This window comes from Chryseobacterium sp. Leaf405, assembly GCF_001425355.1.
Lineage (GTDB): Bacteria > Bacteroidota > Bacteroidia > Flavobacteriales > Weeksellaceae > Chryseobacterium.
Genome location: NZ_LMQN01000003.1, coordinates 16,545 through 28,924, shown reverse-complemented (window position 1 = coordinate 28,924; position 12,380 = coordinate 16,545). Strand labels below are relative to the sequence as shown.

At 31.8% G+C, this 12,380-nt stretch carries 10 protein-coding genes; 5 read left to right on the top strand and 5 right to left on the bottom strand.

Annotation, left to right across the window (positions count from 1 at the left end; all coding sequences use genetic code 11):
* Positions 1 to 136 precede the first annotated feature (136 nt).
* Both ASG22_RS03400 and ASG22_RS03395 read right to left on the bottom strand, forming a co-directional pair.
* On the bottom strand, positions 137 to 1,267 hold the full coding sequence (locus ASG22_RS03400; RefSeq protein ID WP_055980612.1) for a serine hydrolase domain-containing protein: 1,131 nt from the start codon (positions 1,265 to 1,267) through the stop codon (positions 137 to 139).
* 105 nt (positions 1,268 to 1,372) lie between these two features.
* On the bottom strand, positions 1,373 to 2,071 hold the full coding sequence (locus ASG22_RS03395; RefSeq protein ID WP_055980609.1) for a hypothetical protein: 699 nt from the start codon (positions 2,069 to 2,071) through the stop codon (positions 1,373 to 1,375).
* Positions 2,072 to 2,898: 827 nt separating this feature from the next.
* Here ASG22_RS03395 and ASG22_RS03390 point away from each other — a divergent pair.
* Both ASG22_RS03390 and ASG22_RS03385 read left to right on the top strand, forming a co-directional pair.
* Complete coding sequence (locus tag ASG22_RS03390) at positions 2,899 to 5,880, top strand: sensor histidine kinase (protein WP_185113783.1); 2,982 nt, start codon at positions 2,899 to 2,901, stop codon at positions 5,878 to 5,880.
* On the top strand, positions 5,873 to 6,481 hold the full coding sequence (locus ASG22_RS03385) for a response regulator transcription factor (protein WP_055980603.1): 609 nt from the start codon (positions 5,873 to 5,875) through the stop codon (positions 6,479 to 6,481). Before ASG22_RS03390 ends, ASG22_RS03385 begins: the two co-directional genes overlap by 8 nt.
* 425 nt (positions 6,482 to 6,906) lie before the next feature.
* On the opposite strand, the gene ASG22_RS03380 is transcribed toward ASG22_RS03385, so the two are convergent.
* The 3 genes from ASG22_RS03380 to ASG22_RS03370 form a co-directional block, all read right to left on the bottom strand.
* Positions 6,907 to 7,755: an NAD(P)-dependent oxidoreductase gene (locus ASG22_RS03380; protein ID WP_055980600.1), complete on the bottom strand. Its 849-nt coding sequence runs from the start codon at positions 7,753 to 7,755 to the stop codon at positions 6,907 to 6,909.
* 17 nt (positions 7,756 to 7,772) lie between these two features.
* Positions 7,773 to 8,756, bottom strand: coding sequence for an aldo/keto reductase (locus tag ASG22_RS03375; protein ID WP_055980597.1), 984 nt, complete (start codon positions 8,754 to 8,756; stop codon positions 7,773 to 7,775).
* A 169-nt stretch (positions 8,757 to 8,925) separates the two neighbouring features.
* The gene (locus ASG22_RS03370) at positions 8,926 to 9,396 is read right to left on the bottom strand and encodes an Lrp/AsnC family transcriptional regulator (protein ID WP_055980594.1); all 471 of its coding nucleotides are present in this window, start codon (positions 9,394 to 9,396) and stop codon (positions 8,926 to 8,928) included.
* A 143-nt stretch (positions 9,397 to 9,539) separates the two neighbouring features.
* On the opposite strand from ASG22_RS03370, the gene ASG22_RS03365 reads away from it, so the two are divergent.
* From ASG22_RS03365 to ASG22_RS03355, 3 genes are all read left to right on the top strand, one after another.
* Positions 9,540 to 10,925: an MFS transporter gene (locus tag ASG22_RS03365; RefSeq protein ID WP_055980591.1), complete on the top strand. Its 1,386-nt coding sequence runs from the start codon at positions 9,540 to 9,542 to the stop codon at positions 10,923 to 10,925.
* A gap of 234 nt (positions 10,926 to 11,159) precedes the next feature.
* Positions 11,160 to 11,708: a DUF2652 domain-containing protein gene (locus tag ASG22_RS03360; RefSeq protein ID WP_055980588.1), complete on the top strand. Its 549-nt coding sequence runs from the start codon at positions 11,160 to 11,162 to the stop codon at positions 11,706 to 11,708.
* A gap of 265 nt (positions 11,709 to 11,973) precedes the next feature.
* Positions 11,974 to 12,360, top strand: coding sequence for a hypothetical protein (locus ASG22_RS03355; protein WP_055980585.1), 387 nt, complete (start codon positions 11,974 to 11,976; stop codon positions 12,358 to 12,360).
* The last annotated feature ends 20 nt before the right edge of the window (positions 12,361 to 12,380 follow it).

Genomic DNA, 12,380 nt, shown 5'->3' with positions numbered 1-12,380 from the left:
ATGAATATTTTGTGATGTGAAACTAAATCAAATGCCTATTTTGTTCATCTCATTTAGTCTACCTCACAATTTGCAATAAGTATGCCTGTTTACTGAAAAAAAAATTACATCTTCAAAAACACTCTAAAGATATTAATTAGCTTATAACAGAAAGTTCTTCAACCAGTAATTTTACTTGGAGAGGTCTTTTTTTCTTGTCAACATCAAGTCCGTTATATAATCCTGTTTTTACGATAACCATCTTCTTTTCAGGAATAATTATGATAAACTGTCCCAGAAACCCGTAGAAGAAGCGGTATTTTATTTCGCTTTCGTCATCAGCCCATACGGTGAAACAGAAGGCATCATTTGCCTTTGTTGGAGTAAGCATTCTTTTACAATAGCTTTCATTGATGAGCTGTTTACCTTCCCAGTAGCCATTCTGTAAGATGAGCTGTCCTATTTTTGCAAAATCTCTGGGGGTTGCGTGAATACAGCAAAAAGCTTTTTCCATTCCTTTTTCGTCGGTACTCCATTTAGCAGGATGCTCCATTCCAAGATGCTTCCAGATTTTATCGGATAGGTAAGTGGCAAGATGTGTACGGATTGTTTTTTTTAAAGCCAACCCCAAAAGCTGTGCGGCGGCACTTTGGTATTCATATTTTTCTCCTGGCATTTCTTTAAAATCAACCTCGGCAAGTTGTGCGGTAAGATCGTCTGTGAAGTATTGTTTAGAGTTTTCCTCAAAAGGATGACGGTATTCTTCATTCCAATCCAATCCTGCCTGCATCGTCATTAAATGTCGAAAGGTAAGATGTTTTCCATAACGATTCTCAGAGTATTCGGGAAGTACAGTTGATATGAGTTGGTCTTCAGAACTTAAATAACCGTCGTCGATAGCGCAACCTACAAGCATTGACAGGATACCTTTTGCCATGGAAAATGAATTCGTAAGAGAAGAAGAAGTATGGTTTTTCCAATATTGTTCATGTAATAGCTTCCCATCACGAATAATAAGCAGAGAAGATGTTCTGGTTTTTTTTAGGTCTTTGATAATTGTTTCTGATAGGGTATTCCTATTATAAGCAATGTCTTTTTCCCAGAGTTTGGGTTTAAAATTAGAAACTAAACGGGATGGAAATTTTTCTTCATCATCAGTAGAAGGGGTTGCAGGACCTTTTTTTAAATTGAGGGCTGCCGCTTTAAAAATATATCCGTATCCTGAAAGATAAATAGCAGCAACTATTGCTGATGTTCCTACTGTAAATGCCGTTAATATCTTTTTCATATGATGTTATGATTGCCAATCTTTGATTAATATATAAAACTAAATAAAAATTTCAACTCTTTTGTATGATGTCAACACCTAAAAAGCGTTAATCAAATTTTAAAATTAACATATTAATAGCAACCGATATTCACCATCATTTTCTCTTGGTGCCCGATGAACACAAGGTAAAACTTTCTGTGTAGGATGATCGACCGCCAGACGCCAAAGATGACCTAATCCTAAGTTAACAGGTTTTGCATTGGGTTTGGGTTGGTAATGTAAATCGAAAAAATATTCTTTTAAAAATCCTTCAAATTCTATTTCAGGACCGTCATGTAATGCCCTCAGCTTTTCCCTGATTTCAGGAATCAAAATTTTTTGTGTGACCTGGTCATTGGGGAGAATATCACTTGCAGCACCATGATAAGTACATAAAAAAGTATCCGTTCCAACGGGGGAACGATCCACATGGTATGAATAAACATCGGTAGAAATGAAATCAAACTCATTGTCTCGGTCGTAATTTTTGAGTAAATTAAGGGAAGGTAAAGCCCCAAAATCAGTTAGTAACTGTAAATCATTTAAGATAATTTCCCGTGCCATATTACCTTTTTCTGATAGTTTCAGAACTAAAAGATCTTCAATCAAAACTTCTGTAATATTCTCTTTTAATTGAAGTTGTGATACAATTTCTTCAAAATCCCCAGCCAAATTTCTCTCCCAGCATATGGTGTTCTTTGTGCTTTGAAAAGCAGTATTAATAAGCTCATAAAAGCTAGAAACTACTTCAATTTGATTGCTTTCAGAAAATTTACCAGTCATATTTACAAATGCCAGATTAGTGATTTGTTGCAAAAATAATGAACAAATATCATTCTTTTAATTTATTAAAACTTTTATTTCAGCATTGTTGTGATTGTTGCCTGATAATCTATTGCAAAAATCACATTAGAAAAAATCTAATGTGATAGTCATCATCATAAATTTGTGTCTTAGGATCTTTTGCCTGATAAACGATCTACAAAGTCAAACTCTGCAGGTCAAATTAAATAAACTACTAACTAATTAATATTTTAAATTTTTTTGAAACTCTAAATAATTTTGAATGAAAATAAAGATCATTACAAATTGGAAGAGATAATTTTTAAGTATTTGAAAGTACATTATTGGTGCTAATTCCAACCTGGGAAAATGGTTGTTAGTAACATCCTGTTATGGTTAAGAGAAATAATTTGTTTTTCATGGTTTTTATTAGTTAAATAGTATTCATTTTCTTGTTTCAAATATATTCGATTTATTATTGATTGAAAGAATAAAGTTTGTAATATTAATATTACAAAGCTGTAGTATTTTAATTACAATGAAAGATTTTGCTAAAAATTTGTTAAAAAAATTAATAAGCGTTTTGTGAATTATGTAATATGTTATTTTTTTATTATCAATAATTTAATGAAATTAATCTTTGTTTTTATTATTTCTAATGATTTTATGCATTTAACATAATGTATAATAGATAATTTAAAATAAATATTTATTAAAATGTAATAGGAATTTGACATCTCTATAGAATAAATTCTACAAACTTGTAATATATTTGCTACAATAAAAACTAACAATCGAGATTAATGAGGTTATTTTCCGTCCTTTTTATGCTCTGTTCACTAATGTTCCATGCGCAACATTACACCTCTCAGCGATATGGGATGAATGAAGGTTTACCTCAAAATAGCATTAAAGACATCATCAAAGATAAGTACGGCTTTTTATGGATGACGACAGATAATGGTATTTTAAGGTATGATGGAAAAAATTTTTTATTATTTAATGATTTTAAAGTAAAGAATGTAAGTTTTAAAGATTTTTTACGTAATGAGAATAATGATTTTATTTCATTTAATAATAATGATGAAAATAGTGTTCTAATTGTAGGTCGCAATGTAAAAGTTTTACCTTCTGAAGGTGCATTCAAAAATTATACAATATTTAATAAGAATGTTTATAAAAGATTCTATAAAAACAGTTTCGATTATTATTTCTCTCCAGAAGTTTATGGCTATTTCATAGAAACCAATTCAGGAATATATTTTTTTGGAGATAAAAAAATTATTTATAAGGATAAAAAGGGATTTGAAAAAATAATAACTTCAAATTTTAAGGTAAAAAACCTGAGAAATGTTTTTGAACATGATGGTATTATTTATATAGCTGATATTCAAAATAAAAGAATAATAGCTCTCAACAAGGGATTGAAATCTTATCTGAATGATACATCTTTATATAATGATCCTAAATCTAGGATATATTGGCATCAAGGAAACAAACAGGTTTTTGTAATCAATAATGGGAGTATTTATATAAGTAAAGTAGTAAATGGCATTCCTACACTTACTTTTCTTATAGAATATAAAGAAATTGAAAAAGAATTTTTGTACTGTATATTCTATGATGAAGAAAACCAGAAGCTGTATTTCGGAAATGTAGTAAAAGGCTTGAATGTTATTAACCTCTCCAACTTTTATATTCCTCAAAAAAACATTCCTTATATGGGAGAGGTTACGTATGAAGCTATGCCATTTAGCGAAAATTCAGTGATTACAAAGTTTGGTTTTGAATATTCCAGAGATAAAGTAAAGAAAAATTTTCCCACAAGTGTTAGGAACGACCGACGGTTTTTACTATACGATAATTCAGATAATATACTCTATACAGAATTCAATAAAGTACAGCGAAAATTAAAATCTTCACAATATAAAAAAAATGAGTCTGTAGAATTTCATCAAAAACAGGTTCAAAATATATTTAAAACAGATAAAAATTTTATTGTAGGGGTAACCGATCTTAATTTCAAAAATTATTTTCTGTATGTATTTTCTGATGATCGATTTAAAAAAGCTGAAAATATTTTTAAGTTTAGCAACAGTATTAATTTCGTTAAACAATACACAGACGATCTTCTGTATGTAGGAACCAGCGAAGGGATATATCTTTTGTCTTTATCTAAGAAAAAAGTAATAAAACATTTTGCAAAAGATTTAATTATTAAAGAAATTCAGAAGTTAGATGATGGAACATTTTGGTTCACCACCTATAATAATGGTATTTACTTTCTTAAAAATACGGAAATTATTAAAATGCCATATGATAAAACAGGGGAAATTGCTAATGCTCATCATATGTTGGAAGATTCTGGCGGTTCTCTGTGGATTTCATCTAACAACGGACTTTTCAAAGTTTCTAAAAAAATGCTTTTGAATTATGTTAAAGACAGAAATTCTAAAGTTACTTATTACCGATATACAACAGACGACGGTTTTCTGAATAATGAATTTAACGGAAGTGCCAATCCTTCGGGAAATATTCTTGAAAACGGAGATTTTGTATTTCCATCTATGGAAGGTTTTGTATTTTTCAAGCCAAAAGAAATTAAAACCCATTATCCAAAGCCGAACCAGATATTTATTGAAAGGGCCAAAAATGTTAAAAATACTATTAGTTTTAAAGATACCCTTCGATTAAGAAGTGATTATAAAGATGTGGAGATTTACTTTGATATTCCTTACTACCACAATATTGAAAATATTTATGTCGGGACTAAGCTTGAAAATGGAGAAAACAGCAAATGGGAAGATGCTAAAAGCGACCGAAAATATATATTAAGCCATGTTTCTCCCGGTAATTATACGCTTACTGTAAGATTTTTAATTTCCGAAAACGGAGATTTTGCCTATAAAAAGATTTTTATTGAAATTGAACCTTTCTTTTATGAGACGATGTGGTTTAAAACTTTGGGAGTTCTTTTAGTAATTATGTTGATCCTCCTTGTCATTCAGATGCGGACTAATTTTCTTAAAAGAACAGTTAAAACATTAAAAACAAATCTCAACAGCAGAAACCAACAATTGAAAGAAACTGCTGATAATCTTGAGATGGCAAAAAATAAATTCAAAAACGAATCTGAATATCAGCAGAAAATGATGGAAAGCATCAGTCATGATATTACAACTCCTGTAAAATTTATTACCCTATTATCTCAGAAACTTACGGAAGTAGAAGATCCGCTGTCTCAGAAGAAATATTTCGACGGACTCTATAAAGCATCCGAACAGTTATATAAATTCACTTTAGGTCTGAAAGGGTATAGCGAATTGTACAAAGAAGAGAAGATTGTAGAGGAAGAAGAGTATTATTTGCACGAAATTATAGAAACTAAAAGGCTTCTTTTTGAGCCGATAGCGACAAATAATGATACCACAATAAAAAATCTTTGTGACCCTGAATTAAAAATAAAAGCTAATAAAAAAATACTTTCAACAATTTTACATAATCTTATCGACAATGCGGTGAAATATACCCACTCAGGAGAAATCCTGATAAAAGTCGATGAAGAAAATGATAAAATAGAAATTGGTATTTTTGATACCGGAAAAGGAATGTCTCAAAGACAGCTTGACTATTATTCTGAGGTTTGTGAAAAAATAGAAACTGAAAATTTTGTATTTAAAAATTATGGTTTGGGATTACACATGGTGATCCAACTGAGCCAAAAAATTAATGCAAAAATCAGTTTTCAGGTTCATAAACCTACAGGAACAATTGTAAAAATTTTCTTAAAAACCACAAATAATGAATAAAAAAATTTTAATTGCCGATGATCATTTTGTAGTGAGATTCGGAACTGCAATCGTTTTAGAAAACCATTTTAAAAACATTGTAATCGATTACGCTGAAAGCTATGATGAAGTAGAATCTAAACTTAAATCTGAAAAATTCGACCTTATCATTCTTGATATCGATATGGAAGGAAGCCTTTTCAAATATATGGTTAAAGAACTGAAAAAAATTCAACGGGATCTAATGATTTTGGTGTTTTCTTCTTCAGACGAATCTGAGGCCGTCGATTATATTCGTGAGGGAGCAGAAGGGTATCTGAATAAATTGGGGAGTGAAAAAAATATCATTAAAGCCGTAAAAGCTATTTTTGAAGACGGATATTATTATTCTCCCAAGTTGGCTTATGAGCTTGCCAGCAGCTCTTCTAAAAAACAAGTAAGAGATATTTTATCGGAAAGAGAATTTCAGGTTTTTAAACTTTTATCGGAAGGCAATGGAAATCTTGAAATTGCCAACATTCTGAATATTCACATAGCAACTGCCAGCACGTATAAAAGAAGAATTTTTACAAAGCTGAATGTATCTAATCTCGTTGATCTTCTGAAAGATTACCGTAATTAGAATCTTTAATGATGTATAAATACCAGATCTGCAAACCTGATTGCTAAATATAAAGATACTTACAAAAAGTAAATATCTTCAGTTTAAAAATGTTCTAAATCTATTTTTAGAATAGTTATGGTATTGACTTTTTATTAATTTTTAAAATGATCTGTCAGGTAACTACTCCTGACAGATCCAGGGATGAATAAAAACAATTATTAACTAAGTGTCTGTATGTTTTGCGACCTCAGTGTTTTAAAACTTTAATGCAAAAGTATACAACTTGATTTGTTTTTCTACTGTAAAACCTGTCATATAAATATTATAGAGTTGTAATATTTATATGACAGGTTTTTATTACAAAGTAATTATAAATAGAATATTTTTGAAATCGCTTTTTTAAATTTTTGATAATATCATTACGGGATTTCGATGTTGATTATTTATCTGTTCTTTAAATAATTAATGATACCCATCACATCATCCTTACCAAATCCTTCGTTATGAGCTTCCTGATAGGTTTCAATTAATATTTGCGATAAAGGAAAATCTGCACCTGCATTTTTAGCTAATAAAATATCTTTCAGCATAAGATCTAGTGCGAATGCCGGTTTGTAATTATCTTCAGTTAAGAGTGGTGTTTTTACTTTTGTGGCGCCGCTTCCGCTTGCACTTTCATTGATGATTTCAAGCATATCTTTACGATCTATTCCCAGTTTGTCGGAAAGTAAAATCGTTTCTGCCAACCCCTGATAAATGATGGAAATGAAATAATTAACCGACAGTTTAGCTGCAATTCCTTTTCCGTTTTCGCCCAGATGTTTAATCTGTTTTCCTAATTTTTCAAGATAGGGAAGTGCTCTCTTCAGATCATTTTCTTCTGCTCCTGCCATAATAATCAAAGTTCCGTCGGCAGCGGGTTTTGTACTTCCTGCAACAGGGGCGTCAATAAAAGAAGCTTCTTTTATCTTAACAGCATTGGCAATTTTAGCACTTTGTTCGGGAGAGATAGTGCTCATATCGACGAATAGTTTTTCGGCGATATTTAGAGTAAAAACTTCTTCATAGACGGATTTAACAGCATCATCGTTTGTAAGCATTGTGAAAATAATATCACTGTTTTCCACCAATTCTGAAACATTATCGTAAACTGTTGATTTTTCTTTAAAATCTTCCGCTTTATCAATACTTCGGTTGTAAACGGATAGTTGAAATCCTGCTTTTTCGAGATTCTTTGCCATCGGATGTCCCATATTTCCGAGACCAATAAATCCTATTTTTTCTTCGTTCATTTTTTTATTGATTGTAATTAAAAATGATTAACCAATTCGTTAATGGCTTCAATTTCTTCTGTTGAAAGATTGATGTCAATTGCTTTTGCATTCTGAACCGCCTGTTCTGAATTTCTGGCTCCGGCTAAGGCAATAGTAATTCCAGGTCTTTCGATTGTCCATCGTAAAACCAATTGTCCCAGAGTTGCATTGTGTTTCTCTGCAATCGGTTTGATTTTGTTTAAAAGTGTATTTGTTCTTTCAATGAATTCAGGCTGAAAATGTTTGTGACTTGCTCTGTGATCACCATCCTGAAATTTATAGTCAGAAGTAATCTTTCCAGTTAATAAACCTCTTTCCAAAGGGCTATATGCTAAAATAGATTTGTGATTTTCAATGCAGTAAGGAACCGTTTTTTCTTCAATTCCACGGTTTACCATACTGAACGGAATCTGATTAGAAACTAATTTGATTGTTTTATCGGCTTCTGCCATTTGCTCGGCATCATAATTACAAACTCCTGCAAAACGAACTTTTCCCTGTTCGATTAACCTTGAAACGGCTTCAAAAGTTTCATCAATCGGAGTAGCAAGATCCGGCCAGTGAATTTGGTACAAATCAATATAATCTGTTCCTAATCTTTTCAAACTTTGCTCACATTCGTAAATAATGCTGTCTTTACCAGCGTATTTATAAACATCAATATCTTCTCCATCATTATTTTTGCTGTGCATGGCGAGATTTCCTTTAGCGAGATCCCATCGCATTCCAAATTTTGTCAAAATCTGAACTTTATTCCGTGAAATTCCTTTAATTGCCTCACCTACAATTTCTTCACTTGTTCCCTGTCCGTAAATAGGAGCGGTGTCAATAGAAGTTACCCCGACATCGTAAGATGCTTTTATGGCTTCAATAGCGTCATTTCTGTCTGTACTTCCCCACATCCAGCCACCGGCTGCCCATGCTCCAAATGTAATTGCCGAAACCTCTAATTCACTGTTTCCTAATTTTCTATATTCCATAATTTATTTTGTAAATGTTTTTTTATTTCAGTATTGAGTACTATTTTCTGAAATTACTTCGTTTCTTTTCGACCTATTTTACATCAAAAATTTAACCAGATATTGTTTTATTACATATAAAAAACAGTTAATTTAAAGTAAAATATTAGTTTATGCATTTATCCTAAAATCACAAAATCTGCGCACTTTCCTTAATACTGTTCATTACAAAAATACTCTTGGTCTGCCCAATACCTTCGATTTCGGATAATTTGTTGATGAAAAACTCATGGAATTCATCCATATTGGGAGCAAGAATTTTCAGCATAAAATCAAAATCTCCGCTTATGTTGTAGAATTCTACGACTTCTTTTAATTTACTGACTTCTTCAATGAATTTTCCGGCAGTTTTTTTATTGTGAACATTCAGAGCGATCATACAGATTACCATCATGCCTTTATTCACCTTTTTACGGTCGACAACGGTTGTGTATTCTTTAATAATTCCCAATTTCTCCATACGCTTTATTCGTTCGTGTGTAGGTGTTGCGCTCAGATTGATTCTCGTTGCAATATCACGTATGCTCAACTTAGAATCTTTCTGAAGTAAACGTAAAATAGAAAGATCTTTTTCGTCGGGAATGTAATTTTCTGTTGCCATTTGTTCTGTTTGTGAGGGTTTAATTTTAAATAGAAGAATAAATGTTCTTTATTTTATTAATTAATATAAATATTGTTCCAAATTTAATGAGTAATTTTCACAAATGTTCTATAAATTTTAATTTTGCAGTGTAATTAAAATTTATGGATAAGAGAAATTTGATATTAATTGTAGCATCGGTGGGAACATTTGTAGAGGCTTTGGATATTGCCATCATTAATCTGACGATTCCTTCTATTCAAAAGCAATTTACTATTGGAGCCGAAACAGTTCAGTGGTTACAGACATTATATGTGTTGTTTTTCGGAGGTTTTCTTATTATTGGCGGAAAACTTTCAGATCAGATCGGACGCAAAAAAATGTTCCTTTTAGGTTCACTTATTTTTATGTTGACTTCCTTGGGCGCTGGGTTGGCGACAACTTTCGAATCTTTAGCTGTATTCCGTGCTTTGCAGGGATTAGGAGCTGCATTTATTATGCCTTCTGCGATGTCGATTGTTACCCATACTTTTCAAAAAGATCAGGAGAGAAACCGTGCAATCGGGATTTTCAGTTCATTTGCAGCGATTGGTTCAGGAAGCGGACTTTCATTAGGTGGAATTATTAGTACCTATCTTAGCTGGCATTGGGTTTTCCTGATAAATGTTCCTATTCTTTTAGTAACACTCATTGTTGCCTATCAATATTTACCAAAAGATGAAATCTCTGAAAAATCGCCAAAAACCGACATCACATCAGGAATTTTATTGGTATTAGGATTATTAAGTTTAACCTACGGAACGCACGAATTAATTCATATCAAAGAGCAAACCTTCATGGTAGTCGCATCATTCATTTTGGCTGTTTTACTTTTAACATCAGTATTTTACAGATTAAAATCAATGTCAAAACCTTTGATTGATTTACAATTATTTCAACATCGGTCATTAGTGATTTCCAGCTTTGCTTTTGTAGCGTTGGGTGCATTTTTTATCGGATTTTTATTCTTAATTTCTTTAATGCTACAGAAAGATATGGGACAATCGGCGGCTTCAGCGGGATTATTATTGGTTCCGTTCAGCATAATGTCTGCCTTGGTGGCGAAATTTGTTTTACCTCATATTTCTAAAAGGCTAAATTCTGCTCAGATGGGTATTTTTGGCTGGATTTTTATGTTGTCGGGAGCTGTTTCGCTATTAATTTCAGTGTATATCGGGCATCCTTTAACCTTAGTTTTAATTGGATCGGCTTGTATTTCTGGAATTGGGATGACGTTTTGTTTTACCGCATTATCTGTTTTGGGAATTCGGGATGCTAAAGCTTCTGATTACGGTGTCGCTTCAAGTCTTGGGTCTACAAGTTACTTTTTAGGAGCCGGAATTGGATTGTCTTTTATGACTTTAATGAGCCAGATTTTCCCGTCAGAATTTGCAGTTGGAAATTTAAGTTTAATCATTTTAATAGGATACGCCGTATTTGCATTAGCCATGTTATTATGGTTTATCATTAAAAATTTAAAGTCAAAACAGGCAGAAATAATTGTTTCATAATATTGAAGAAATTCATATAAATCAATATTTAAAGGAATCGACATCTAATTTGTCGATTCTTTTTTTATTCATACTCCCAAAAGATTGATGAAAAGCATAATGGATACGATAAAGAATTAATTATTGAGATTTAAACGAGCAAGAAATAATAAAATTAATTTTGCGAAATCTATAAAGTAAAATAAAACCTTTTACGTCTAAGGATGTAACAGGTTTTTTTTAGCACAAAATATTATGGAGAATACAGACATTAAAGATGGCATTATCCTTATTCCCGATTTCAGCGGGTTTACGGAATTTGTATTCAATACTAAACTTTATACAGGAGAATATATTGTAAGACAACTACTTTCTACACTTATTGATTTGAATGATGAGTATTTTGAGATCTCAGAAATAGAAGGCGATGCCATTTTATTTTACCGATATGATGAGAAACCATCGTACCAAAAAATATCAAAAATGATGAGGAATATGCAGAGTGCGTTCACCCGTAAAGTTAAAGAATTGAGCACATCATTAAGCACAGCGATCGATTTATCATTAAAATTTATCGTTCATTATGGTAAATTTTCGCAATACAAGATCGGAAATTTCAAGAAATTATATGGAAAAACAATTGTGGAAGCGCATCAGATGTTGAAAAACGGACTTGCAGAAAATCCGTCATACGTTTTGTTCAGCAATTCTTTTCTGGAAAACAGTCGGAACGATGAGAATGATTTTAATTCAGAGAAAAAACATCATCCGGAAGTTGGAGTGATTCATTATTTCGAGACTTAAATTTATATTTTTTTTGAAGCTTTTCCCCGCTTTCCACTATATCTTTTGTTCCGCTTCGCTACACAAAAGGATGTCGTTGCAATCGTGGCTAGGGCTTAGGTCATTGCGAGGAACGAAGTGGCGAAGCAATCTCAATCATTTATATTTCCAAACAATTTGTCATCCGGTAGAGATCTCAGTTCAAATATTTTTTACTTGGAAATAAATCTTTACAAGTATTATTTTTCGACATATATTTACACTTATTTAAATTTTAAAAATAACCATGAAAAAAGTAACATTCAATTTAATTGTTGGTGTCGGATTAGTTTTAGGAACGGCTGCCTTATTTGGACAAAAATCTTTTATTACAATTACTCCAATTTCTTTAACGGAAACAAATGTGGGAACCGGTGTGGAAGGTACTTGGAAAATCCATAAGATAGATGGTAATGTTGTAGATAATGATTTAACAAAAACATTTGTTCCTGGCGGTGTATTAATTAGTAAGCAAGGACGTTCTACGAAAAAAACGAAATGGAAAATGGAAAGTGGAAAACTTTGCGTAAATGAAGTGGAAGATGATTTTCAATGTTGTCCGTATAAAGTCACAAAAACAACTTTAACGTATACTATTTTAGGTTCAGAATTGAGCTTTATCCGTAAAAAATAAGTTTAGTTTGATAAGCTTCG

What these genes read in the sequence shown, in the direction of transcription:
- ASG22_RS03400 (WP_055980612.1), bottom strand. Translation starts at nt 1,267, where the DNA reads ATGAAAAAGATATTAACGGCATTTACAGTAGGAACATCAGCAATAGTT.
- ASG22_RS03395 (WP_055980609.1), bottom strand. Translation starts at nt 2,071, where the DNA reads ATGACTGGTAAATTTTCTGAAAGCAATCAAATTGAAGTAGTTTCTAGC.
- ASG22_RS03390 (WP_185113783.1), top strand. Translation starts at nt 2,899, where the DNA reads ATGCTCTGTTCACTAATGTTCCATGCGCAACATTACACCTCTCAGCGA.
- ASG22_RS03385 (WP_055980603.1), top strand. Translation starts at nt 5,873, where the DNA reads ATGAATAAAAAAATTTTAATTGCCGATGATCATTTTGTAGTGAGATTC.
- ASG22_RS03380 (WP_055980600.1), bottom strand. Translation starts at nt 7,755, where the DNA reads ATGAACGAAGAAAAAATAGGATTTATTGGTCTCGGAAATATGGGACAT.
- ASG22_RS03375 (WP_055980597.1), bottom strand. Translation starts at nt 8,756, where the DNA reads ATGGAATATAGAAAATTAGGAAACAGTGAATTAGAGGTTTCGGCAATT.
- ASG22_RS03370 (WP_055980594.1), bottom strand. Translation starts at nt 9,396, where the DNA reads ATGGCAACAGAAAATTACATTCCCGACGAAAAAGATCTTTCTATTTTA.
- ASG22_RS03365 (WP_055980591.1), top strand. Translation starts at nt 9,540, where the DNA reads ATGGATAAGAGAAATTTGATATTAATTGTAGCATCGGTGGGAACATTT.
- ASG22_RS03360 (WP_055980588.1), top strand. Translation starts at nt 11,160, where the DNA reads ATGGAGAATACAGACATTAAAGATGGCATTATCCTTATTCCCGATTTC.
- ASG22_RS03355 (WP_055980585.1), top strand. Translation starts at nt 11,974, where the DNA reads ATGAAAAAAGTAACATTCAATTTAATTGTTGGTGTCGGATTAGTTTTA.